Annotated in this window: 23 protein-coding genes, 1 rRNA gene and 1 pseudogene; 2 read left to right on the top strand and 23 right to left on the bottom strand. The window is 73.3% G+C overall.

All coding sequences use genetic code 11. The features are described 5' to 3' along the window. The 11 genes and pseudogenes from RM445_RS30205 to RM445_RS30155 all read right to left on the bottom strand — a co-directional run. A pseudogene (locus RM445_RS30205) lies at window positions 1-122 on the bottom strand (transposase); the annotation flags it as partial. Between the two features lie 14 nt (window positions 123-136). Further along, window positions 137-550: a hypothetical protein gene (locus RM445_RS30200; protein ID WP_311560278.1), complete on the bottom strand. Its 414-nt coding sequence runs from the start codon at window positions 548-550 to the stop codon at window positions 137-139. Between the two features lie 65 nt (window positions 551-615). Next, window positions 616-2,049, bottom strand: a complete 1,434-nt coding sequence (gene der, locus RM445_RS30195; protein ID WP_397469438.1) for a ribosome biogenesis GTPase Der — start codon at window positions 2,047-2,049, stop codon at window positions 616-618. Window positions 2,050-2,068: 19 nt separating this feature from the next. Beyond that, entirely contained in the window at window positions 2,069-2,677 is a 609-nt protein-coding gene (locus RM445_RS30190) for a lysophospholipid acyltransferase family protein (protein WP_311560275.1), read from the bottom strand. An 83-nt stretch (window positions 2,678-2,760) separates the two neighbouring features. Next, window positions 2,761-3,435, bottom strand: coding sequence for a (d)CMP kinase (cmk, locus tag RM445_RS30185; protein ID WP_311560274.1), 675 nt, complete (start codon window positions 3,433-3,435; stop codon window positions 2,761-2,763). A 41-nt stretch (window positions 3,436-3,476) separates the two neighbouring features. After that, window positions 3,477-4,241: a pseudouridine synthase gene (locus tag RM445_RS30180; protein WP_311560273.1), complete on the bottom strand. Its 765-nt coding sequence runs from the start codon at window positions 4,239-4,241 to the stop codon at window positions 3,477-3,479. Further along, the gene (gene scpB, locus RM445_RS30175) at window positions 4,238-4,852 is read right to left on the bottom strand and encodes an SMC-Scp complex subunit ScpB (RefSeq protein WP_311560272.1); all 615 of its coding nucleotides are present in this window, start codon (window positions 4,850-4,852) and stop codon (window positions 4,238-4,240) included. The genes RM445_RS30180 and scpB overlap by 4 nt, the downstream gene beginning before the upstream one ends. Continuing rightward, window positions 4,830-5,672: a segregation and condensation protein A gene (locus tag RM445_RS30170; protein WP_311560280.1), complete on the bottom strand. Its 843-nt coding sequence runs from the start codon at window positions 5,670-5,672 to the stop codon at window positions 4,830-4,832. The genes scpB and RM445_RS30170 overlap by 23 nt, the downstream gene beginning before the upstream one ends. A 2-nt stretch (window positions 5,673-5,674) precedes the next feature. Further along, on the bottom strand, window positions 5,675-6,556 hold the full coding sequence (locus tag RM445_RS30165; RefSeq protein ID WP_311560271.1) for a ParA family protein: 882 nt from the start codon (window positions 6,554-6,556) through the stop codon (window positions 5,675-5,677). 135 nt (window positions 6,557-6,691) lie between these two features. Further along, window positions 6,692-7,612, bottom strand: coding sequence for a site-specific tyrosine recombinase XerD (xerD, locus tag RM445_RS30160; protein ID WP_311560270.1), 921 nt, complete (start codon window positions 7,610-7,612; stop codon window positions 6,692-6,694). Between the two features lie 29 nt (window positions 7,613-7,641). Continuing rightward, window positions 7,642-8,628 (bottom strand): LLM class F420-dependent oxidoreductase, encoded by a 987-nt coding sequence (locus RM445_RS30155; protein ID WP_311560269.1) that lies wholly within the window; start codon window positions 8,626-8,628, stop codon window positions 7,642-7,644. Window positions 8,629-8,740: 112 nt separating this feature from the next. Here RM445_RS30155 and RM445_RS30150 point away from each other — a divergent pair, with 112 nt between their 5' ends. Together RM445_RS30150 and RM445_RS30145 are read left to right on the top strand one after the other, a co-directional pair. After that, window positions 8,741-9,910 (top strand): RtcB family protein, encoded by a 1,170-nt coding sequence (locus RM445_RS30150; RefSeq protein ID WP_311560268.1) that lies wholly within the window; start codon window positions 8,741-8,743, stop codon window positions 9,908-9,910. A gap of 79 nt (window positions 9,911-9,989) precedes the next feature. Continuing rightward, entirely contained in the window at window positions 9,990-10,607 is a 618-nt protein-coding gene (locus RM445_RS30145) for a DUF1707 domain-containing protein (protein WP_311560267.1), read from the top strand. 6 nt (window positions 10,608-10,613) lie between these two features. Here the strand turns inward: RM445_RS30145 and RM445_RS30140 are convergent, their stop codons facing one another. From RM445_RS30140 to rrf, 12 genes are all read right to left on the bottom strand, one after another. Then, a complete protein-coding gene (locus tag RM445_RS30140; protein WP_311560266.1) occupies window positions 10,614-11,270 on the bottom strand; it encodes an NUDIX hydrolase in 657 nt (218 codons plus the stop codon). Then, window positions 11,267-12,979, bottom strand: a complete 1,713-nt coding sequence (locus tag RM445_RS30135; protein ID WP_311560265.1) for a CTP synthase — start codon at window positions 12,977-12,979, stop codon at window positions 11,267-11,269. Before RM445_RS30135 ends, RM445_RS30140 begins: the two co-directional genes overlap by 4 nt. Before the next feature lie 51 nt (window positions 12,980-13,030). Next, complete coding sequence (locus tag RM445_RS30130) at window positions 13,031-13,975, bottom strand: copper transporter (protein ID WP_311560264.1); 945 nt, start codon at window positions 13,973-13,975, stop codon at window positions 13,031-13,033. After that, window positions 13,972-15,156: a putative cytokinetic ring protein SteA gene (gene steA / locus RM445_RS30125; protein WP_311560263.1), complete on the bottom strand. Its 1,185-nt coding sequence runs from the start codon at window positions 15,154-15,156 to the stop codon at window positions 13,972-13,974. Before steA ends, RM445_RS30130 begins: the two co-directional genes overlap by 4 nt. Before the next feature lie 69 nt (window positions 15,157-15,225). Next, window positions 15,226-16,128, bottom strand: a complete 903-nt coding sequence (locus RM445_RS30120; protein WP_311560262.1) for a DMT family transporter — start codon at window positions 16,126-16,128, stop codon at window positions 15,226-15,228. A gap of 63 nt (window positions 16,129-16,191) precedes the next feature. After that, the gene (recN, locus tag RM445_RS30115) at window positions 16,192-18,018 is read right to left on the bottom strand and encodes a DNA repair protein RecN (protein WP_311560261.1); all 1,827 of its coding nucleotides are present in this window, start codon (window positions 18,016-18,018) and stop codon (window positions 16,192-16,194) included. Window positions 18,019-18,072: 54 nt separating this feature from the next. Next, window positions 18,073-18,999 carry an NAD kinase gene (locus RM445_RS30110; RefSeq protein WP_311560260.1) on the bottom strand — a complete coding sequence of 309 codons (927 nt, stop codon included), beginning with the start codon at window positions 18,997-18,999 and terminating at the stop codon, window positions 18,073-18,075. Between the two features lie 25 nt (window positions 19,000-19,024). Further along, the gene (locus RM445_RS30105) at window positions 19,025-19,828 is read right to left on the bottom strand and encodes a TlyA family RNA methyltransferase (RefSeq protein ID WP_311560279.1); all 804 of its coding nucleotides are present in this window, start codon (window positions 19,826-19,828) and stop codon (window positions 19,025-19,027) included. Window positions 19,829-19,833: 5 nt separating this feature from the next. Beyond that, window positions 19,834-20,043 (bottom strand): hypothetical protein, encoded by a 210-nt coding sequence (locus tag RM445_RS30100; RefSeq protein ID WP_311560259.1) that lies wholly within the window; start codon window positions 20,041-20,043, stop codon window positions 19,834-19,836. Then, entirely contained in the window at window positions 20,040-21,062 is a 1,023-nt protein-coding gene (locus tag RM445_RS30095) for an HAD-IIA family hydrolase (RefSeq protein ID WP_311560258.1), read from the bottom strand. The genes RM445_RS30100 and RM445_RS30095 overlap by 4 nt, the downstream gene beginning before the upstream one ends. Beyond that, on the bottom strand, window positions 21,059-22,057 hold the full coding sequence (locus RM445_RS30090; RefSeq protein ID WP_311560257.1) for a tetratricopeptide repeat protein: 999 nt from the start codon (window positions 22,055-22,057) through the stop codon (window positions 21,059-21,061). Before RM445_RS30090 ends, RM445_RS30095 begins: the two co-directional genes overlap by 4 nt. 1,607 nt (window positions 22,058-23,664) lie before the next feature. Then, window positions 23,665-23,776: ribosomal RNA gene (rrf, locus tag RM445_RS30085) — 5S ribosomal RNA — on the bottom strand; the annotation flags it as partial.

Genomic DNA, 23,776 nt, shown 5'->3' with positions numbered 1-23,776 from the left:
ACCGCCTGAGACACCACGCGGTGGTTCACCCGAGCTTTGCAGTAGGTCGCGTCCAAAAAGACGTAGGGGAACGCCTCGCCGGTCAGCGACCGGTCGCGGAACGCGCCCACTTCCTGGTCGAGGTCCGAAACGGGCGTCACGAGACGCGCTGCGACCTGCGCGGGGTCGACAGGTGGACGCCGCGCATGCGGATCCCACGCTTCCGGCACATCGCGACGAGCGCGTCGGCCCAGGCACGGTCGGCCGGAAGCACGTAGTCGGCCCCTAGACGTTCCCGGACGAACACCACGGAACCGACGCCTGCCGGAGTGGTCAGGTCGGGCAGAATCCCGTCGATGACGTCGCCCAGCGCCGCGATCAACTCGTCGTCGGGCGGCCCGGACATCTCCTCGACGGGCATCATCACGGGCGCCTGACGATCATCGCCGTCGACGAACAGCAGCCACAGGGTGTCGTCGCGCGCCGCACGCCCGAGGAGGTCCGCGACGCGGCGGGCGACGTCGTCGTCCGTCCGCAGTGGAGGGGCGGTGGTGGGAGAGAGTTCGGTCATGCCGGCGAGCCTCCTGGGCTCGGCGGGCGACGGGAGCCGAATCGGTCCCAACCGAGTACTTCCACTCAGCGCTTGCGGGCCCGCTTCTCCCGCACCCGCACCGACAGCCGGATCGGCGTGCCGGTGAAGCCGAACTCCTCGCGCAACCGTCGCTCGAGGAACCGGCGGTAGCCCGCCTCGAGGAAGCCCGAGGTGAACAGCACGAAGGTCGGCGGACGCGTCTTCGCCTGCGTCGCGAAGAGGATCTTGGGCTGCTTGCCGCTGCGCACCGGCGGCGGGGTCGCGGCGACGATGTCGGAGAGCCAACCGTTGAGCCGCCCGGTCGGGATGCGCATGTCCCAGGACGCCAGGGCGGTGCGGAGTGCGGGGGCGATCTTCGCGACGGCCCGCCCGGTCAGGGCGGAGACGTTGACGCGCTCGGCCCACTGCACCCGGACGAGGTCCCGCTCCAGCTCGCGCTTGAGCGCGATCCGCCGGTCCTCGTCCACGAGGTCCCACTTGTTGAACGCGAGCACGAGAGCGCGGCCGGACTCCTCGACCATCGTGATCACGCGCTGGTCCTGCTCGGCGATCGGCTCGGAGGCGTCGATCAGGACGACGGCGACCTCAGCCGCCTCGATGGCCGCCCGCGTGCGCAGCGACGCGTAGTACTCCATGCCGCTCGCGAAGTTGACGCGCTTGCGCAGGCCGGCGGTGTCGACGAAGCGCCACACCTCGCCGTCCATCTCGACGAGCGAGTCGACGGGGTCGACGGTCGTCCCGGCGACGTCGTGCACCACCGAGCGGGTCTCCCCCGACACCCGGTTGAGCAGGCTGGACTTGCCGACGTTCGGCTTGCCGACCAGCGCGACCCGGCGCGGGCCGCCGGTGCCGGTACCGAAGGTGTCGCGCGGGCTCTCCGGCAGCGCCTCCAGGATCGCGTCGAGCAGGTCGCCCGATCCACGGCCGTGCAGGCCGCTGACCGGGTACGGCTCCCCCAGCCCGAGGCGCCACAGCGCGGCGACGTCGCCCATGAGGCGGTCGTCGTCGACCTTCGTGGCAGTGAGCAGGACCGGACGGTCGCTGCGGCGCAGCACGCGGGCGACGGCCTCGTCCGTGGCGGTCGCGCCCACGCTCGCGTCGACGACGAGCAGCACCGCGTCGGCGGTCTGGATCGCCAGCGCCGCCTGCTCGGCGACGGCGGCCTGCAGTCCGGTGGCGTCGGGCTCCCAACCGCCGGTGTCGACGAGGGTGAACCGGCGCCCGTTCCACAGTGCGTCGTAGGCGACCCGGTCGCGGGTGACGCCGGGGATGTCCTGCACCACCGCTTCCCTGCGGCCGAGCATGCGGTTGACGAGGGTCGACTTCCCGACGTTGGGGCGCCCGACGACGGCGAGCACCGGCGCCGCGGCCAGCACCTCGTCGTCGGACGCCTCGTCGAGGTCTCCGTCTCCGTCTCTGTCTCCGAGCGGACCGTCGTCGGCGACGAAGTCGCCCGGGTCGATCCCGAGCCGCGTCATGTACGCGACGTCATCCTGGTCACTCACTGTTGCTCCGTCTTTCGTCCAGTTCGACGACCAGTCCGGCCAGCGCGGCGCGGACGGTCTCGGTGGCGCCGGTCAGTCCGGCGCGGCCGCCGCCGGGCGCCACCGTCAGCGGCACACCGACCAGCACGTCCACCCGCGGCCGGAACCGTCGGCGCAGACCTTCATGGCGCCGGGTCCCCCGGACAACGACCGGCAGTACCGCGGCCCCGGTGGCACGGGCCAACCAGGCCGCGCCGTGCTGTGCGGCCATGACGTCGCCCGCCCCACGGGTGCCCTCGGGGAACACCCCGATCATCCCGCCGCCCCGCAGCACTCCGACCGCCGCGCGAAGGGGTGCGGGATCCGGTTCTCCGCGGCGCACGGCGAGCTGGCCGATCCGGCGCAGCAGCCAGGCCAGCGGTCCGCGGAACATCTCCCGCTTGGTCAGGAACGCCGCCCGGCGCCCGATCAGCCCCAGCAGCAGGGGCCCGTCGACGAACGCGGTGTGGTTGGCGACCAGCACGACCGGGCCCGTCGCCGGGATCCGCTCGGCGTGGTGCACCCGCACGCGCAGCACCGGCCGGAAGCACCAGCTGCCGACCCACCGGGCGAGGTCGTGCAACCGCGGAGACGTACCGGGAGGCAGATCGGATGTCGCGACGGCAGGGACGGACGCGGATGTCCGCCCAGGGATCAGCACGGCGGTCACGTCAGCAGCCCGCGCTCGTGCGCGAGCTCCTTCAGCCGGGCGAGCACGGCGTCCACGCTCAGCCCGTCCGTGTCGAGCACCACGGCGTCCGGTGCGGCGTGCAGTGGTGAGGTGGCACGGGTGGAGTCGAGGTCGTCGCGCCTGCGGACATCCGCGAGCACGGCGTCGAGGTCGGCGACCCGCCCGGCCTTGCGGTCCTGTGCGGCCCGCCGCGCGGCCCGGACCTCGGCCGGCGCCGTGAGATAGACCTTGAGCGAGGCGTCCGGCAGCACGACGCTGCCGATGTCGCGCCCCTCGACCACGGCGCCGCCGGTACCCGACAGCGCCTCCGCGACCAGCTCGCGCTGGCGCTCCACGAGCAGGTCGCGCACGGCCGGATGTGCCGAGACCGCGCTGACCAGCTGCGTGACCGGGCCGCCGCGGATCTCGGCCTCGACGTCCGCGCCGTCGAGCTCGATGCAGGGCGCATCCGGGTCCGTACCCGAGCGCAGCCGCGCCGACCGCGCCACGGCGACGACCTCGTGTTCAGGCGCCGACGCGTCGAGTCCGGCGCGCAGCACGGCCAGCGTCACCGCCCGGTACATCGCGCCGGTGTCGAGGTAGGCCGCACCGCCGGCGCGGGCGAACCGCCGCGAGACGGTCGACTTGCCGGTGCCCGAGGGGCCGTCCATCGCGACGACACCCCGGAGCTTCCCGTGGGGCAGCGGGCCCGTCACAGGCCCACAGCCCGGTACAGCTGGCCCACCTCGGAGACCGTGAGCGGCCGGACCTTGCCCGGACGCTGGTTGCCCAGCTGCACCTGGCCGATCGCGGTGCGGACCAGCTGCTCCACGGGGTAGCCGACGCTGTCGAGCAGCCGACGCACGATGTGCTTGCGCCCCTCGTGCAGCACGATCTCGACCATCGAGTGCCCGGACAGGTTGTCGACCAGCTTGAACGAGTCGACCGTCGCCATGCCGTCGTCCAGCTCGACGCCTTCGCGCAGCCGCCTGCCGACGTCGCGGGCGACGTTCCCGTGCACCTTCGCGAGGTAGGTCTTCGGCACCTCGTACGACGGGTGCATGAGCCGGTGACCGAGCTCGCCGTCGTTGGTCAGCAGCAGCAGGCCCTCGGTGTCGGCGTCGAGGCGCCCGACGTGGAACAGTCGGCCGGCGCGGTTGATCAGCTCCGCGCGCTCCATGATCAGGTCGCCGACGCACGACCGCCCCTGGTCGTCCGACATCGTCGAGAGCATCCCGAACGGCTTGTTGAGCGCCAGGTGCACGACGTCGTCGCGGACCATGATGCGTCCGCCGTCGACGTGCACGACGGCGGTGTCGGGGTCGATGCGCCGGCCCATCTCGCGCACGATCTTGCCGTCGACGCTCACCCGGCCCGCGGCGATGAGCTCCTCGGCGGCACGGCGGGACGCCACACCCGCCTGGGCGAGCACCTTCTGCAACCGGACACCGTCCGGCTTGTCCTGGGGGTGGTTCACTGTCCTCTTCCGGTCTTCAGGCCCGCGTCGATCGCATCGATGGCGTCGACGTCGGGCAGCAGGGGCGCGAGCGGCGGCAGGTCGTCCGCGGACGACAGTCCCAGCCGCTCGAGGAACAGCTCGGTCGTACGGAACAGCGTCCCCTGCGTCGCGCCGTCCACGCCCGCCTCTTCGACGAGCCCTCTCGTCACCAGGGTACGCAGCACGCCGTCGCAGTTCACACCGCGTACCGCCGCGATGCGGGCACGGGTCACCGGCTGGCGGTAGGCGACCACGGCGAGGGTCTCCAGCGCCGCGCGGGTCAGCTTGGCGCGCTGGCCGCCGAGCAGCAGTCGTTCGACGTAGGGGGCGTAGGTGTCGCGAGTGTAGAACCGCCAGCCCTCCCCCACCCGGCGCAGGTCGATCCCGCGGCCCTCGGCGGCGTAGCGCTGCGCCATCACGATCAGCGCCGCCCGGACGCGGGCGACGGGCTGGTCCAGCGCGGCGGCGAGGGCGTCGTCCTCGGTCGGGGCGTCGACGACGAGCAGCAACGCCTCCAGCGCGGACTCGAACGCACCCGGATCGGCGAGCTCGGGAACGTCGCCGAGGTCAGGCCCGTCGGTCGTCGTCACCCGCCGTATTCTCCTCTGGCACCGTCAACCCCCCGGGTGGGGTCCAGCGGACTGTCAGCTCACCGAAGCACTCGGGTTGGTCCAGCTGGATCGTCGCCTCGCGGAAGAGCTCCAACACCGCCATGAACCGGGCGATCACCTCCAGGGCGCTCACGCAGTCGGCGGTCAGCGCGGCGAAGGTCGCCTCGCTCAGCTCGGCGAGCCGCTCGCGCAGGATGGCCACGTGCTCGGCGACGGAGACGGTCGGCGCGTGCAGGTGATCCACACCGACCGTGGGCGGCGGCTTGGGACGCAGCACCGCGGCCGCGAGGTCGGCGAATCGCGCCGGGTCGACGCCCAGCAGCACCTCGGGCAGCAGTCCCGCGAACTGCTCGTCCAGCGCGACCGAGCGGGGGAATCGGCGCAGCGCCGTGGCCTCCAGCTCGACGAACAGCCCCGCGACCTGCTTGTAGGCGCGGTACTGCAGCAGCCGGGCGAACAGCAGGTCGCGGGCCTCGAGCAGTGCGTCGTCGCCGTCTTCGGTGTTCGCCTCCGCATCGGGCAGCAGCCGGGCGGCCTTCAGGTCGAGCAGCGTCGCCGCGATGACGAGGAACTCGGAGGTCTCGTCGAGGTCGGCGTCGTCGCCGAGCGCCGTCAGGTGGGCGATGAAGTCGTCGGTCACCCGGTGCAGGGCCAGCTCGGTGACGTCGAGCTGGTGCTTGCCGATCAGCTGCAGGAGTAGGTCGAACGGGCCGGTGAAGTTGTCGAGGTGGACGGTGAACCGCGGCGGCGCCCCGGAGTCGTCAGCGGCCGGCCCGGCGGCGCCGTTCTCGGCGAGCAGCGTCACCGGGCGAGGACCTCGCGGGCCAGCAGCCGGTACGCGATCGCACCTGCCGACGTCGGCGCCCACGTCGTGATCGGCTCGCCGGCCACGGTCGTCTCCGGGAACCGCACCGTCCGGTTGATCACCGCCCGGAAGACCAGGTCGCCGAACGCCTCCCGGACCCGGTGCTGCACCTCGCGGGTGTGCAGGGTGCGCGGGTCGAACATCGTGGCGAGGATGCCCAGGATGTCCAGGTTCGGGTTGAGCCGGTCGCGCACCTTGTCGATGGTGTCCATCAGCAGTGCGACGCCGCGGAGGCTGAAGAACTCGCAGGCCAGCGGGATGAGCACGGTGTCGGCACACGCCAGGGCGTTGATCGTGAGCAGGCCCAGCGAGGGCTGGCAGTCGATCAGCACGATGTCGTAGCGGTCGAGCACCGGCTTGAGCGCCCGGCCCAGCGCCTGCTCGCGCCCGACCTCGAAGACCAGCTGCACCTCGGCCGCCGACAGGTCGATGTTGCTGGGCAGGAGGTCCATGTTCTCGACGCCGGTCTCCCGGATCACCTCGTCGATCTCGGAGTCGCGCTCCATGAGCAGGTTGTAGACCGTGCTGTCGAGCTGGTGCGGCTGCACGCCGAGGCCGACCGACAGTGCCCCCTGCGGGTCGAAGTCGACGAGCAGCACCTTGCGGCCGTGCTCTGCGAGCGCCGCGCCGAGGTTGATCGTGGACGTCGTCTTGCCGACGCCGCCCTTCTGGTTCGCCACCGCGATCACGCGAGCTGGTCCGTGTTCGGTCAGCGGGGCGGGCTCGGGGATGCCGAAGGCATCCACACCCGCGGCGGCCTCGGTGTCGTCCTCGGGGCCATCCTCCCGTCGAGGGTCGGTCGGCCGCGTCCTGTCCATGCGGGCTCCGGTTTCTCGCGAACGATCCCGGACGGGATCAACGGCTGAGAGTAGGAGGCCGTCGACGCGGGCGGCAACGCGCCTCGCCGTGCGAACCGGCACGTATTCACGGGATTTCTGCACGTCGCGGGGCGCTCAGCCGAGAGCGCGCGGGTGAGAGGTGGCGTAGACCTCCCGCAGGGTGTCCACGGTCACGTGGGTGTAGAGCTGCGTCGTCGCCACGGACGCGTGCCCGAGCAGCTCCTGCACCACGCGGACGTCCGCACCGCCCGCGAGCAGGTGCGTCGCGAAACAGTGCCGCAGCGTGTGCGGCGAGACGTCGCGCGCCACGCCTGCCGTCTCGGCGGCCGCACGCAGCACGTGGAAGGCGCTCTGCCGCGACAGCCGCGCCCCGCGCGCATTCAGCAGCAGGGCGGGCGAACCCCGGCCGCGGGTCGACAGGGCGGGCCGGGCCCGCACGACGTAGGCCTCCACGGCCGCGAGCGCCGGGCGGCCGACCGGCACCAGCCGCTGCTTGCCGCCCTTCCCGCGCAGCAGCACGGTGCGGGCGCGGGTGTCGAGGTCGTCCAGGTTGATCCCGACGGCCTCCGAGATCCGCGCGCCGGTGGAGTAGAGCACCTCCAGGAGCGCCCGGTCCCGCAGCGCGGCGGGATCGTCGCCAGGGCAGCCCGCGAGCAGCTGGTCGACCTCGTCGACGCTCAGCGTCCGCGGCAGCCGTCGCGGCAGTGCGGGCGGGGTGACGGCACGGGAGACGTCGGCGGGGACCAGGCCGTCGCGCGCGGCGAACCGGTGCAGCCCGCGGACCGCCGCCAGCGCGCGCGCAGCCGACGACGCGGCGAGCGCGGGCCGCCCCTCGGCCGGGGTGCGCAGCACGACGACGAAGCCGGTGACGTGCTCCTCGCGGACGGCGGCGAGATCGTCGACGCCGACGGCGCGCAGGTGCACCACGTAGCGCTCGAGGTCGACCGTGTACGAGCGCAACGTGTTCGTGGCGCTGCCGCGCTCCACCGCGAGGTGGTGCAGGAAGGCCTCGACGACATCCGAGGGGCGTGGCACGGTCGGCCCGATTCGCTCAGCGGTCCGGGTCAGCTCAGCGCCGGGACGACCTCGCGTTCGAACAGCTCGATCCCGGACCGGTCGTAGGCGGCCTCCGGGAAGTAGAAGATCCCGTAAGCCATCCCCGCCGCCTCGAGCTTGCGCAGCTTCTCCACGATCTGCTCGGGAGTGCCGCAAGCCGGCAGCCCGCGGAACCCGCCCAGCTGGGCCTCGGCCCTCTCCTCGCCGACGAACGGCGCGATCCTGGCCTTGAGCTGCTGCAGCCGGTCTTCCACCTCGGCCTCGGTGGCACCGATCGCGACGTTGTAGTTGGCGGAGCGGGTGATCGCGTCGAAGTCGGTGCCGACGTCGCGGCAGTGCCCCGCGAGCAGCTCGGACTTGCGCGTGAAGCCCTCGAGCGTGCCGTCGAAGTTCGTGTACCGCGCGTACTTCGCGGCGATCTTGAGCGTCACCTTCTCGCCGCCGCCCGCGATCCACAGCGGGATGCCGCCCTCCTGCAACGGCAGCGGCCGCACGATCGCGCCGTCGAACTGGTAGTGCTTGCCGTGCAGCGTGGCCCGGCCCTCGGTCCAGGCCTGGCGCATGATCTGGACGCCCTCGTCCAGCATCCCGAGCCGGACGCCCGCGGACGGGAACCCGTAGCCGTAGGCGCGCCACTCGTGCTCGTACCAGCCGCCTCCGATGCCCATCTCCACCCTGCCACCGGACACGATGTCGCAGGTGGCGGCGACCTTGGCCAAGTAGACGGGGTTGCGGTAGCTCATGCAGGTGCACATCTGGCCGAGGCGGACCCGCTCGGTGACCGCCCCGAGCGCGGCCATCAACGTCCACGCCTCGTGGCAGGCCTCGTCGGTGGGCTGGGGCACGGTGTGGAAGTGGTCGTAGACCCACACCGACTCCCACGGCCCCTCGTCCGCACGGCGGGCCACGTCCCGCATGACCGCCCACTGCTCCGCGGGGTCGATGCCGACGAGGTCGAGCCGCCAGCCCTGGGGCACGAAGAGTCCGAAGCGCATGCGGCGGAGCGTAACGAGAGCGACGCCGGTCCGCCGGAACGCGTTTGCCCGCGGTCGAGGGCGACACCCACACTGCGCCGGATCGGGCGCGCGGCGGGAGCGAGGAGGAGCGGTGGAGCGGCTGGGGCCGAAGCTGTACAGCTGGGCGTCGTTGCTGGAGGACGGCACGCGCCGGCAGGCCGAGACGACCGCGGCGATGCCGTTCGTCCAACCGCACCTGGCCCTCATGCCGGACGCGCACCTCGGAAAGGGCGCGACGGTCGGCAGTGTGATCCCGACGGACGGCGCCATCATGCCGGCCGCGGTGGGCGTGGACATCGGCTGCGGGATGCAGGCGGTGCGGACCGGGTTCACGCTCGCCGACCTGACGGTCCGCGGCCTGCAGGAGCTGCACGCCTCCATCGCGCGACGGGTCCCGTTGTCGGCGGGGCGCTACAACCGGAAGGTCGAGGAGACCGCCGCGCCGAGGGTCGCGCACCTGACCGAGCTGGCCGCGCGGGCCGGATTCGACCCGGCGCGGTACGCGGGCAACTGGGCGCTGCAGCTCGGGTCGCTCGGATCCGGCAATCACTTCGTCGAGGTGACTGTCGACGAGCGGGACCGGGTGTGGATCTTCCTGCACACCGGATCGCGGGGTGTGGGCAACAAGATCGCGACCACCCATATCGCGGTCGCGCAGCGGCAGATGCAGCGCCGGTCGGTCGCCCTTCCCGACCGCGACCTGGCCTACCTCGAGGAGGGCAGCGACGAGTTCGACGCCTACATCCGGGAGATGCGCTGGGCGCAGGAGTTCGCGCGACTCAACCGCAAGGAGATCATGGACCGCTGCGTCGAGGCGGTCGGGGAGCACGTCGGAACGCCCGTGGAGCGACGGGAAGAGATCAACTGTCACCACAACTACACCACCCGCGAGACCCACTTCGGGCAGGAGGTGTGGCTGTCGCGCAAGGGAGCCATCGACGCCGGCGAGGGCGCGCGCGGGCTGATCCCGGGGTCGATGGGCACGGCGTCCTTCGTCGTGACCGGGAAGGGGAACGCGCTGGCGCTGCGGTCCAGCCCGCACGGCGCGGGGCGCAACTACTCGCGCACGGCGGCGCGGAAGCGGTTCAGCCGCGAGTCGCTCGACACAGCGATGACGGGGATCGCCTGGGGCCGGTCGGACGCGTTCCTCGACGAGCACCCGGAGGCCTACAAGCCGATCGACACGGTGATGGCAGACGCCGCGGACCTCGTGTCGATCGACCACACGCTGCGGCAGGTCGTCAACGTGAAGGGGAACTGACGGCCCCGGGCCGCAGCGGCCGGCTCGGCGACCTCATCCCTGCGGCGAGTGGGCGTGCTCCGGCGGTACCGTCGAGGACGTGGCGACACCCGATCCGCGATCGATCCGCATCGGTACCGTCGAGCGGGAGCAGGCGGTCAAGGCGCTCGGCGACCACTTCGCGCTGGGCAGGCTCGAGCCCGACGAGTTCGAGGAGCGGATGACGGCGGCGTACGCCGCGCGCACCGCCCAGGACCTCGACCGGCTGTTCGAGGACCTGCCGCCCGCGGCCGCCGCCCATGCGGCGGGGCCGTATCCGACGGCTCACCCGACGATGCAGCATCCGACCGGCCACCAGCTGACGGGTCCGTACCCGACGGGCGGGTACCCCGCCGCCTTCCCCCCGGCCCACTACCCGGGTCCGATGCCGCACCCGGGCCCGGTCGCGCACGGTGGCTACGACCCGCAGGCGCCCTACGGCCGCGATCCCGTGAGCGGGTTCCCCTACTCGGACCGCTCGAAGGTCGTCGCCGGCCTGCTGCAGCTGCTCCTGCCCATCGGCATCGGCCGGATGTACGCCGGCCAGGCCGGGATCGGCGTGGCCCAGCTGCTGCTCACCCTGTTCTTCGGCATCGGGATCGTGTGGGCGTTCATCGACGGCATCGTCATCCTCGCCGGACGCCCGACCGACAGGCACGGCCGGCCGCTGCGGCCCTGAGGCGCGTCAGGCCTTCCGGGCGGCGAACCGGGTCGGCCGGTCCGGCCACGGTGCGTCGACCGGACGGGGCTGCGCCGCACCGCTCCGGACGGCGTGCACCGCCAGCACCGCCGCCGCGCAGCTCGAGTTGACGATCGTGCCCTCGAACACCATCGCGACGGCGTCGGCCAGCGGGATCCAGTGGGTCTCGAGGTCCGCCTCCTCGTCGTCCGCGCCGAGGTCGGGGCGGCCGACGTCGTGCAGGCCGGTCGCCAGGAACACGCGCACGCTCTCGTCCGAGAATCCCGGCGACGGGGCCACGTCGATCAGCACCGACCAGTCGTCCGCGGCGAGACCGACCTCCTCGGCCAGCTCGCGCTTCGCCGTCTCCACCTCGGGCTCGCCCGCGACGTCCAGCAGGCCCGCCGGCATCTCCCAGAGGCGCCGCTCGAGTGCGTGCCGGTACTGGTAGATCATCATCAGCCGGTCGTCGTCGTCCAGTGCGGCGATCGCAACGGCCCCGGCGTGCTCCATGATCTCGCGCACGGACGTGCCGCCGGCCGGCATGCGGACGTGGTCGCGGCGCACCGCGAGCACCTTGCCCGTGTAGATGTCGTCACTGGAGACGACGGCGAAGTCGTGACGGGGTGCGGAGACCTGCGGGGCGACCGAAGAGATGCTCACTGCACCCCTGTACCCGAACCGACCGTCGCCCGTTCACGGTGCAGCTCGACCGGGAGCCGGTCGGCGGCGCGGTAGTCGATCGCCGCACGGACGAACGCCGCGAACAGCGGGTGCGGGCGCGTGGGGCGGCTCTTGAGCTCGGGATGGGCCTGGGTGCCGACGAAGAACGGATGCACCTCGGCCGCCAGCTCGACGAACTCGACGAGCGAGCCGTCGGGCAGGGTCCCGCTGATCACCAGGCCGGCCTCGGAGAGGCGATCGCGATAGGCGTTGTTGACCTCGTAGCGGTGCCGGTGCCGCTCGGAGATCTCCCGGGTGCCGTAGGCCGCCGCGGTCACCGAACCCTCGGCGAGCAGAGCCGGGTAGGCCCCCAGTCGCATCGTGCCGCCCATGTCGCGCTGGCCGGACACGACGTCGATCTGCTCGGCCATCGTCGAGATCACCGGGTGCGGGGCGGTGGGGTCGAACTCGGTGGAGTTCGCCCCCTCGAGCCCGGCGAGGTGGCGCGCCGTCTCGATGACCATGCACTGCAGTCCCAGACACAAGCCCAGGAGCGGGACGCCCCGTGTGCGGGCGTGCCGGATCGCGCCGATCTTCCCCTCGATGCCGCGCACACCGAAGCCGCCGGGAATGAGGACGCCGTCCACGCCGTCGAGCGCCGTCGCGGCACCGGCCGGGGTCTCGCACTCGTCGGACTGGACCCAGCGGATCTCCACCTTCGCCCGGTGCGCGAACCCGCCCGCCCGCAGCGCCTCGGTCACCGAGAGGTAGGCGTCGGGCAGGTCGACGTACTTGCCGACCAGCGCGACCGTCACCGTCTCGTCGGGGTCGTGGACGCGGTCGAGCAGGTCGCCCCACACCGTCCAGTCGACGTCGCGGAACGGCAGTCCGAGCCGGCGGACGACGTAGGCGTCGAGTCCCTCGCGGTGCAGCACGCGAGGGATGTCGTAGATCGACGGGGCGTCGGGCGCGGCGGCGACGCCGTCGAGGTCGACGTCGCACATCAGCGAGATCTTGCGCTTCATGCCGTCCGGGATGTCCCGGTCCGCGCGCAGCACCAGCGCGTCGGGCTGGATACCGATGTTGCGCAGTGCCGCGACGGAGTGCTGCGTCGGCTTGGTCTTCAGCTCACCGGACGGCGCGAGGAACGGCACGAGCGACACGTGCAGGAAGAAGCAGTTGTCGCGGCCGACGTCGTGGCGGACCTGGCGCGCGGCCTCCAGGAAGGGCAGCGACTCGATGTCGCCGACGGTGCCGCCCACCTCGGTGATCACGACGTCCGGAGTGACGCCGTCGTCGTCCGGGGCCGACATCGCGAGGATGCGGTCCTTGATCTCGTTGGTGATGTGCGGGATGACCTGCACGGTGTCGCCGAGGTACTCGCCGCGGCGCTCCTTGGCGATCACCGACGAGTAGACCTGCCCGGTGGTGACGTTCGCCCGGCCGTGCAGATTCCGGTCGAGGAACCGCTCGTAGTGCCCGACGTCGAGGTCGGTCTCGGCCCCGTCCTCGGTGACGAACACCTCGCCGTGCTGGAACGGATTCATCGTCCCGGGATCGACATTGAGGTAGGGGTCGAGCTTCTGCATCGTGACCCGCAATCCGCGGGCCGTGAGGAGCTGGCCGAGACTGGACGCCGTCAGGCCCTTACCGAGGGAGGACGCGACGCCTCCCGTGACGAACAGATGACGCGTGGCGCGTTGCTGCACGGGTTTTCAGCGTACAGCCCCGCGCCCCGGTCCCGCCGCCGCACCCGACTCTCAGGCTCCGGGAACGACCCGGACCGCGGGGGCCGCGCCGTCCGTCGCGCCCGTTCCGGTGCCATAGCTACCCGCCCGCTCGTCGAGCTGCTCGTGCAGCGCCAGCACCGCCGCGATCCGGCCCGTGCCGGACTGCACGTCGTCGACCGTCGAGAGCCGCGCCACCACCTGCGGGTCCGCCCGCGCGACGCCGATCGCCCCCGTGGCGTCCGCCGACCCGCTCCGCCCCGCCAGAACCGCTCCGCGACCCGCGAGGTCCAGCTGTGCGGCCAGCCGTGCGTACACGGCCGCGGTGTCGGCAGCGTCGATCCCGTCCTGTGCGCCCCCGGTGAGCACGAGCACGAGGTTCGCCGCACCCGGGACCTGGCCGGGATGGACGAATCCGGCGCTGGTGAGGCCGGTGAGCACGGAGTCGGCGTCGTCACGGCCCGACGGGGCCTGCCCGTCGCGGGCCAGCAGCACCCCGCCGAGCAGTCCCCCGACCAGGCTGCCCGTGTCCGACGCCGCCGGCAGCTGCGCGCCCGCGGGCAGCAGCTGGGAGGTGAGCTCGCGGAGCTGGTCGGCGCGCGCGGGGTCGCCGACCGCATCGGTCAGCTCGACCTGACCCGTGACGGTCCCGCCGGCCTGGTCGACCAGGCCGGTGATGGCGTCGCGGTCCTGCACGTCGGCACCGGCCACGACGAGCGCGACGGTCTGTCCAGCCAGCAGGCCACGCACCGCGGCCGGCCCGACCCGGGACGCGAACTCGTCGGCTCCCCGTTCCTGTGCGGCCAGCGCGTCGCGCTCGGCGGTCAGCCTGGTCACCTGCGCGCCCAGGTCGTCGCGCTGGGTGGAGACGGCCGCGAGCACCCGGTCGGAGACGCCGCTCGACCCGAGCACCACTCCGACGGCGAGCGCGAGGAACACCGCGGCGATCGACACCGCGTGGTAGCGCAGCGAGATCACAGCAGACCACCCCGGACCAGCTCGACCGCCACCGACATGCACTGCTGGGCCCACGCCAGCACGCCGTCGCCGGCCTGCGACACGAGCAGCGCGCCGACCACCGCCGCAGCGGCCGCGACGAGCAGGAGCGCCACGAGCCAGCCCGAGATCCGGTTGCGGTGCAGGGCCGCGACCAGGTGCCCGTCGACGACCTTGCCGCCGGTCTGCAGGCGGGTGAGGAAGGTCGAGGCGTTGCTGCCCGAGCGACCGCGGTCGAGGAACTCCGACATGGTCGCCGAGAGCCCCACTGTGATGATCATGGAGGCGCCGTGGCGGTGGGCCAGCAGCAGCGCGAGGTCCTCGGGGTTGGCCGAGCTCGGGAACGTCACCGCTCCCGCACCGAGGTCCTGCACGCGATGCAGGCCGGGTGCGTGGCCGTCGCTGAACGCGGGGACGACGACGTCCGCACCGCAGGTCAGCGCCTCGTCCGACACCTCGGCCGGATTGCCGACGATGAGGTCGGGCCGGTGCCCCGCGGCCAGGAACGCATCGGCGCCGGCACCGACCCCGATCAGACGCGGCCGGTGTTCCTTGATGAACCGGCTCAACCGGCCCAGGTCGGCGATGTGGTCGTAGCCGGCGGCGACGACCAGCACCTCGCGGTCGGTCAGGTCGACCTGGATGTCGGGCACCCCGACGCCCTCGAGCAGCAGCCCGCGCTCGCGGCGCATGAACTCGATGGCGTTCGCGGCGAACGCCTCCAGTTGGTGGGTCAGCCCCGACTTGGCCTCGACCAGCGCGTCGGCCACGGAGTCGGCGGTCTGCGCCACACCTTCGGCGAGCACCTGCTCCCCCGCGTAGAGCACGCCCTCGTGCAGGCGTACCCGGGCGCCGTCCTTGACGGCGTGCAACACCTCGGCCCCGACCGCGTCGACCAGCGGGATACCGGCGTCGACGAGGATCCGGGGCCCGAGGTTGGGGAAACGCCCGGAGATGGAGGGAGCGGCGTTCACGACCGCGGCGACGTCCGCGGCGACCATGGCGTCGGCGGTCGCGCGGTCGAGATCGAGCTGGTCGAGCACCACGACGTCACCCGGGCGGAGCCGGCGCAGGAGCGCACCGGTGTGCCGGTCGACCCGGGCGACACCGCTGACGCCGGGCAGCTCGGACCGGGTGCGATGCAACAGTCCGGAGAGCTTCATGTACGCACTGTGACATCCGGAGGCCGATATGCCGGGCAAGGCACGCCGAAGATCACCGGAGCGTGACGGTCAGGCGCGCCCGGGCAGGCGGGTGACGACGACTCCGGTCACCACCAGGACGCCGCCGGCGACGGTGTTCCAGCCGACCGGCTCCGCCAGCAGCACGGCCCCGATCGCGGTCGACCACAGCGGGATGACGTAGGTGACCGTCGAGGCGACGGTCGGCCCGGCGGCCCGGACGACCCCGAGATTGAGCACGTAGGCCAGGCCGGTGCCAAGTGCGCCGAGCGCCAGCAGTGCGACGCCGGCCGGGACACCGGGCCAGGCCGGCAGGCCTGCGAGCACCGGGGCGACCACCGCGAGCTCGGCGCTCGCGCACACGAGCTGGGCACCCGACAGCGCCGCGGCGGAACCCGTGCGACCGGCGAAGAAGCGCTGGGTGTAGGCGAAGGCGGCTCCGTAGCAGGCCGTGGAGCCGAGGCAGGCGAGCGTGCCCGTGACCGTCGCGCTCGCGATGCCGCGCCACACGCCGAGCACGCACAACACGCCCGCGAACCCCACGAGCAGCCCGACGATCCGCAGCGCCGTGATCCGCTCGGTGGGCACCAGCAGCGGGACGAACAGCAGGGTCATGAGGGGCGTGGTCGCGTTGAGCAGCCCGGCCAGCACCGAGTCGACGTGCTGTTCCCCGTACGCCAGCAGCACGAACGGGACGGCGTTGGCGAGCAGCGCCACGACGGCGGCGTGTCCCCAGGTGATCCGGTCGCGCGGCAGCGGGCTCCGGGTGATCGCACAGATCGCGAGCAGCGTCAACGCACCGACGGCGCACCGGGCGAAGGCGACCCACGGCGGCGCGACGCCAGCGTCCACCGCGATCTTGATCAGCGCGAAGCTGGAACCCCAGACGGCGGAGAGGAGCGCGAAGCCGGGGAGCCAGGCCAGGGAGTGCGGTGAGCGGGTGGCGGTCGACACCGGGGTGATCCTGCGGCGCCGGGTCGGGGCGGTCCAGCGGGTTCCGGACGACGCTGTCGGGCGTCAGGCCGGGACGTGCGCCGACCCGCGCCGGCTCCGTCGGCTCGAGGGGGTCGTGGGCGCCTCGTCGCTCCGACGATCGGCGGCCCGATGCGCCCGGGCAGCGGCCAGCAGCTCCTCGGCGTGCGCGCGGCCCGTGTCCGTCTCGTCCAGCCCGGCCAGCATCCGCGCCAGTTCGCCGACCCGCTCGTTCTCGTCCAGCGTGCGCACGCGGCTGCGCGCCGGGCCACCGTCGGCCCGCGCCTTGTCGACGAGCAGATGCCGGTCGGCGTACGCGGCGACCTGCGCCAGGTGGGTCACGACCACCACCTGGTGCCGCGCCGCCAGCCGGGCCAGCCGGCGGCCGATCTCGACCGCCGCCCGGCCGCCCACCCCGGCGTCGACCTCGTCGAACACCATGGTCGGTACCGGATCCGCCCCGGCCAGCGCCACCTCCAGCGCGAGCATCACGCGCGACAACTCACCGCCCGACGCGCCCTTGTGCAACGGCTGCGGAGTGGCGCCGGTGTGGGCCACCAGCCGGAGCTCGACCTCGTCGACCCCGTCCGACCCGGCGGCCAGGAGTTCGTCGCCGACGCGCAGCGCATCGGCGGCGCCAGGCGCGGCGGCGCGAGGTGTGACGGCGACCAGCAGCCGCGCGTCGGGCATCGCGAGCCCGCCCAGCTCGGCGGTGGTGCCGTCGGCCAGACGGTCTGCCGCCGCGGTCCGGGCCACGGTCACCGTCGCCGCGTGCTCGGCCAGCTCGCCGGCCAGGGCATCGCGCCGGCCGGCGAGGGCCGCGAGGGCCTCGTCCGAGGTGTCGAGATGCTCCAACCGCTGCCGGGCCTGCTCCGCCCAGGCGAGCACGCCGTCCGTGTCGGCGGCGTACTTGCGGGTGAGCGCCTTCAGCTCGGCCTGCCGGCTGAGCACGTGGCCGAGCCGTTCGGGGTCGGCGTCGAGCCGGTCCAGGTACGCGGTGAGCTCGCCCGCGACGTCGTCGAGCTGCGCGAGCACGTCGCCGAGCACGGTGTCCAGCGCTGCCAGTGCGCTGTCGCCGGACGCGGCGAGCCGGTGCCGTGCCTCCCCGACGAGCGTCACAGCACCGCCGCCGATGTCGACGGTGTCCATCGCGTCGCCCCCGGCGACCGCAGCGCGCGCGGCGCCGGCCGCCTCGCGCAGGTCGTCCGCGGCGGCCAACCGGCGCGCCTCCTCCGTCAACGCGCGGTCCTCGCCGGGCTGCGGGTCGACCGCCTCGATCTCGACGAGGCCGTGGCGCAACAGGTCGGCCTCCTGCGCGAGCCGCCGCGCGCCGTCGCGCCGCTCGGTGAGCTCGGCGGTGACCGCCTGCCACTCGGCCCGCACCGAGCGGTAGCGCTGCAGCGGTGTGCCCACGGCGTCGCTGGCGAACCGGTCGAGAAGCGCCCGCTGCTCCGCAGGCCGCAACAACCGCAGCTGGTCGTTCTGTCCGTGCACCGCGAGCGCGGACTCGGCCAGCCGAGCGAGCACGCCGACGGGTACCGCCCGGCCGCCCAGATGGGCCCGTGAACGCCCGTCCGCGCCGACGGTCCGCACCGCGATCAGCGCGCCGTCGTCGTCCGCCTCGGCGCCCACCTCGTCGGCGACCTTCATCGCGGCGGCGTCCGCCGTGAACCGACCCTCGACCACGGCTCGCCGGGCCCCGTCCGCCACCCGCGACGCCTCGGCACGGCCGCCCCCGAGCAGCGTGAGCCCGGTGACGACCATGGTCTTGCCCGCGCCCGTCTCACCGGTCAGCACGGTGAGGCCGGCGTCGAGTTCCAGGGTCGCGTCGTCGATCACGCCGAGGCCCTGGATCCGCATCTCGGCGAGCATGGGGAAAGCGTACGTGCCGGGGCCGGCCCTCTTCGGCGGGCTTGTCACTCCGCGCTAGAGGGAGCCCGGGCGTTGGGGGGCGCCGCGCCAGCCGCGGATCGGCAGGTCGAACTTGCGCACGAGCCGGTCGGTGAACGGCCTGCCGTCCAGCCGCACCATGCGGACCGGTGTGGCCCCCTGCGTGACCTCGACCCGTGCGCCCGGGGGCAGCGCGGCGGTGCGCCGACCGTCGCAGTCGAGGACGGCGGGCGGCCCGGTGAGCTGGATCTCGATCGCCACCTGGCTGTCCGGTGAGATGACCATCGGCCGGGCGAAGAGCGCGTGCGCGTTGCTCGGCACCAGGAGCAGGGCCTGCACCTGTGGCCACAGGATCGGGCCGCCCGCGGAGAACGCGTACGCGGTGGAACCGGTGGGTGTCGAACACAGCACGCCGTCGCAGCCGAACGCGGAGAGCGGACGGCAGTCGACCTCCAGCACCACCTCGAGGATGCGTTCGCGGCTGGACTTCTCCACCGACACCTCGTTGAGCGCCCAGCTGCGCGCGATCTCGGCGCCGTTGACGAACGCGACGGCGTCGACGGTCATCCGCTCCTCGACCTCGTAGCCGCCGTCGATGATCGCCCGCAGTGCCTCGTTGAGGGACTCCTGCTCGGCCTCGGCCAGGAACCCGACGTGCCCGAGGTTCACCCCGAGCAGCGGGACGCCGACCGGCCGGGCGGTCTCCGCGGCGCGCAGCAGGGTGCCGTCGCCGCCGAGCACGAGCGCGACCTCCGCCCCCTCCGCACATCCCGGCCGGGCGTCGACCACCCGCGGGATCAGGTCCGGCGGCAGGTCGCCGAGGAGCGGGGCGACCTGCTTCCACTCGTCGTCGAGCATCCGGAGCCGCACACCGTCGGCGGCGAGGCGACGGGCGACGGCGGCGGCGGTGTACCGGTTGGTCGCCCGACCGGCGTGCAGGACGACGAGCACCTCGCGGGCCATCACAGCTCCTTCACCGCGGCCGGGGTCATCGGGGCCCCTCGGCGACGGCACGGTCCAACACGTCGTCGCCCACGTCCACCGCGGCGGGATCACGGACGAACCACAGGAAGAACTCGACATTGCCCGACGGCCCGGGAAGCGGGCTCGCGACGGCACCGCGCACCACCAGTCCGAGCTCCCGCCCGGCTGCGGCAACCTCACCCAGGGCCGCACGGCGCAGGTCCGGATCGCGCACGACCCCGCCGGAACCCAGCCGGTCGCGTCCGACCTCGAACTGCGGCTTGACCATCGGCAGCAGGTTCCCGCCCGGGCGGGTGCAGGCGACGAGGGCGGGCAGCACCGTGCGCAAGGAGATGAACGACAGGTCGGCGACGACGACGTCGACCGGGCCGCCGATGTCGTCGGGAGTGAGCGTGCGAACGTTCGTGCGGTCGTGCACCCGCACCCGCTCGTCCGAGCGCAACCGCCACACGAGCTGCCCGTACCCGACGTCCACCGCCACGACCTCGGCAGCGCCGTGGTCGAGGAGGACGTCGGTGAAACCGCCGGTCGAGGCGCCGGCGTCCAGGCAGCGGGCCCCCGCCACGGCGACGTCGCCGAAGTGGTCGAGGGCGCCGATCAGCTTGTGCGCGCCGCGGGAGGCCCACTGCCGCTCGTCCGACTCCTGCACGGTGACGGGCGTGTCGCGGTCGACGACGGTGGCCGGCTTGCCCGCACGCACGCCGCGCACGGCGACCCGGCCCTGCTCGATCAGCTCGGCAGCCTGCTGGCGGGAGCGGGCGAGTCCCCGGCGCACGAGTTCGGCGTCCAAGCGGGCGCGGGTGACCACCGCCGTCACGACCGGCCGGACGCCTCGGTCATGGCACCGTCCGCGAGCGCGTGCCCGAGTGCGGCGTGCACCTGCTCGAAGACGGCGACATGCTCGGCGAGTGGCCGGTCCGCGAGGCCGTCCAGCGCGGCGAGCGCGGCCTCCACCGTCTCCTCGGGCGCGGGGTGGAGAGTGCGGGGGTCGGCGGGTCGCGGCGGACCTGACGGGAAGGTCATCTCCCGACCTCGTCACGCTTGTCGGACGTGTCGCGCAGACCGAGAACACGCAGGGCGGACGCCGCGTCGTCGCCGTCGGCACGCACCCGGGGCGGTCCGCCGCCCGTGTCCCAGTGGTGGACGCACAACACGCGCAGTGCGTCCAGCGGATCCCCGGATCCGGAGAGGACGAGACCGTCAGCGCCGCCCTTGACGGTCCAGCCCGGTCCGGAACCCACCGCCAGCGTGTCCGGGTCGAGGTCGAACGCTCCGAGGTCCGCGCCGACGTAGTCCGGCCGGGCCTCCGCGGGCGCTTCCAGCAGCTCGGTGGCGTCGGAGACACCGGTGAGCACGAGCAGCGTCGCCATACCGGCCGCCCGACCACCCTGGATGTCGGTGTCGAGCCGGTCGCCGACCACGAGCGGCGCGGTCGCACCCACGCGCCGCGCGGCGGTCTGCATCAGCGCCGGGGCCGGCTTGCCCGCCACCTGGGGCTCGAGCCGCGTCGCGGTGCGCAGGACCGCCACGAGCGCCCCGTTGCCGGGCACCGGTCCACGCTCGCTCGGCAGGGTCGGGTCGACGTTGCACGCTACCCAGACCGCACCGGCTCGCAGCGCGACGCAGGCCTCGGCCAGCGTGGCGTAGTTGAGCGCAGGGTCGAGGCCCTGGACGACGGCGGTGGCGCCGTCTGCGGAGTCGACGGGCGTGAGCCCGACGGCGGTGACCTCCGCCGCCAGCGCGGCGGTGCCGACCACGAGCACCTTCGCCCCGTCCGGCAACTGCTCGGCCAGCAGCGCAGCTGCGGCCTGCGAGCTGGTGGCGACGTCGTCGGCCTCGGCCGGATAGCCCAGCTCCGCCAGATGGACGGCGACGTCACCGGGCGCACGCGACGCGTTGTTGGTGACGTAGAGCGTCCGGACGCCCTTCTCCGCGGCCGCAACCACAGCCGCGACGGCACCCGGAATCGCCTCACGTCCCTGGTAGAGCGTGCCGTCCAGATCGGCGAGTACGAGGTCGTGACGGTCGAGGAGGGTGGTCATCGATCGTCGGTCGGGGTGTCGGGCTCGTGATCCGGGGCGTCCACGACATCAGCATCGGGGACAACGGCCTCGGCGACAACCGGGTCGGCCGCACTGCTCGGCACGTCGTCAGCTGCCCTCTCGACACCGTCTGCGGCCACGGCGGCCTCGTCGTCGACGTCTTCCACGACCGATGCGCCGTCGGTCGGGTCGTCGCCGACAGAGGGCTCGTCGTCGATCGAGGTCGGCGCTTCCTCGGCCACGGCGTCGCTCCGGACGTCGTCCTCCTCGAAGGAGGCGTCGTCGTCCGGGAGCGGCTCACCGGTCAGCTCCGCGAGCCTGGCAGCGGCGCCCGTCTCGGCCGCCTCGTCCGCATCCGCGGCGTACATGAACCACTCGACGGCATCCGCCTCGCGCCCGGCCGCCGCGAGGTTGTCGGCGTACGCGTAGAAGAGCCGGGCACTCCACGGGTCGCGGGCCGCCGGAGTCAGCTCGGGCAGCTGGAGCCCGACGACGGCGGCGTCCAGCTCACCCAGGTCGCGGCGGGCGCCGGCGGCGACGATCGCCAGCTCGATGGCCTCCGCCCTGTTCAACTCCCGCGCCTCGGGGCCGCGGGCGAGGTCGAGGGCGCGCTCGGGGCGCCCGAGCGCGCGCTCGATGTCGGCCATCACCGCGAGGTGCCCTGGACCGCCGCCCATGCGACGCGCGGCGCGCAGCTCCCCGAGAGCCTCGGCCCACTCGCCCGCGTGGTACGCGGCGATGCCGGCGGCCTCGCGGACCAGGGCGATACGCGACGCGCGGTACCGGGCGTAGCGGGCGTGAGCCAGCGCCTGCTCCGGATCCTCGTCGACGAGCGAGCCCGCGGCGACGAGGTGCCGCGCGACCGTCTCGGCGGTCTCCTTCTGCAGACCGCGCAGGTCGCGACGGACATCGGCGTCCAACTCCGCAGCCGTCACGTCGTCCGGCAGCGGCGGCTCCGCGACCCGGACCTCGTCAGAAGCCCGGCGCTCGCGCACCTCGGACTTGTAGCCGGGCCCGCGCTCCCCCGCGCCGCCGCGTCCGCTGTCGGAGGTGCGGCGGTCGCGGTCGGGCCGACGCTCTCCCGCCGACCGGTCGCGCGTGCCTCGCGAATCGCGGTCGCCGGAGCGCTCGGACCACGGACGGTCGCCACGGTCGTCGCGGCGTGGCGGCCGGCGGTCGACGGCTCCACCCGGGCTGTCCGATCCCCGAGCCGCTGCACCGGACCGGAATCCGCTGCTGCGCTCGTCGGAGTCGCGGTGTCCACGGGGCCGGTCGCGGTCGGGCCGTGCGTTCTCGCCGCGCGCCTCGTAACGGTTGCGGCCGTCCGATTCACGCGATTCCCGGTTCCGGAAGCCGCGATCGTCCGGGCGCCGGTCCGTCGACCGCTCGGACGGTCGCTCGGCCGACCGGAAGTTCGTCGAACCCTCGCGGGTCGGACGGTTCTCGCGAGGCCGGCGATCGTCGCTGTCGTATCGCCGAGCTCCGCTCTCCTGCCGCGAGCCCTCGCGGTACCGCCCGCTGTCGGATGCCCGATATCCCGGAGTGCGATCTCCCGATCGGTGATCGGAGCTTCCGCGGTAATTGCTGTCGCCCGATCGTCGATCAGCGGTGTCCTTATTGCCGCCACGGTATCCGCGATCGTCGGAACGGTATCCGTCGCGATTGTTGCGATATCCGTCGCGGCCAGCGGGGCGGTCGTCCGGCTTTCCGCCGCGGTATCCGCCGTCGTCGGAGCGGGCACCAGAAGTCGGCCGCCCGCGGTATCCGCGGTCGTCCGTGCGGTATCCCGAGCTGTTTCCGCTCGACCGGTCGTCACGACTGCCGTACCGGTTCCCGGAACCGCCGCGGTCGTCGCGGGATGGGCGGTCCGGTCGATCCGTCCGGGGTCGTGCGTCGGCGTCGCCGCGGTAACCGCCCGAGCGACCTCTGCCCTGCCGGTCGTCCCTGGGTCGGTCGTCGCGGGGCCGATCGTCCCGCGGCCGATCGTCTCTGCGTCGGTCGTCGCCGCGGTCGTTCCAGCTGCGGCCTCCGCGGTCGTCGCCGGCCCGGCGATCGTCGCGCCGGCCGCCGGCGAACGTGCCGCCACGGCGGTCGTCGCTGCGGTAGCCACCGCGATTGTCGCGCTCGCCATCGGCACGACGCGGTCCGGATGTCCCGTACCGGCGCTCCGCTCCACCGTCGGAACGACCGGCTCCGCCACTGCCGCCGGTACCTCCGCGGCGCTCCGAGGAGCGTTCGTCCCGACCCCAGCGGGGCCGATCCGAGTTCGGCCGGCCACGCTCGTCGTCGCGACGCTCCGGGCGACCGGCGCCCTGACGACCCGAGGCGTCGTCACGACGGGTCGAGCCCCAGCCGCTGCCGACCTTGCCCTTCGCGCCGCCCCGGTCGGGTCCGCCACGGCGGGCCGCGGCGGTCCGATCGTCGCGATCCCGCTTACTGCCCGAACTCTGGCCGGTTCCGCGCGCCGCTCCGCGATCATTATCTCGCGGACGGTTATCGCCGGAACCATCCGCGATACTCATGTGGTCAGCATACGCCGCGGTTCTGCCGCCAAAGAAAAAGGCCCCCGCCAAACGGCGGGGGCCTTTTCTCTTACGTTTGATGTCGGCGGCGACCTACTCTCCCACACCCTGGCGAGTGCAGTACCATCGGCGCTGGAGGGCTTAGCTTCCGGGTTCGGGATGGGACCGGGCGTTACCCCTCCGCCACAACCA

Origin of the sequence: Pseudonocardia charpentierae, from assembly GCF_031845345.1 — a bacterium.
Lineage (GTDB): Bacteria > Actinomycetota > Actinomycetes > Mycobacteriales > Pseudonocardiaceae > Pseudonocardia > Pseudonocardia charpentierae.
The sequence above is the reverse complement of the archived record's forward strand: the minus strand, read 5'-3'. Positions and strand labels throughout refer to the sequence as shown.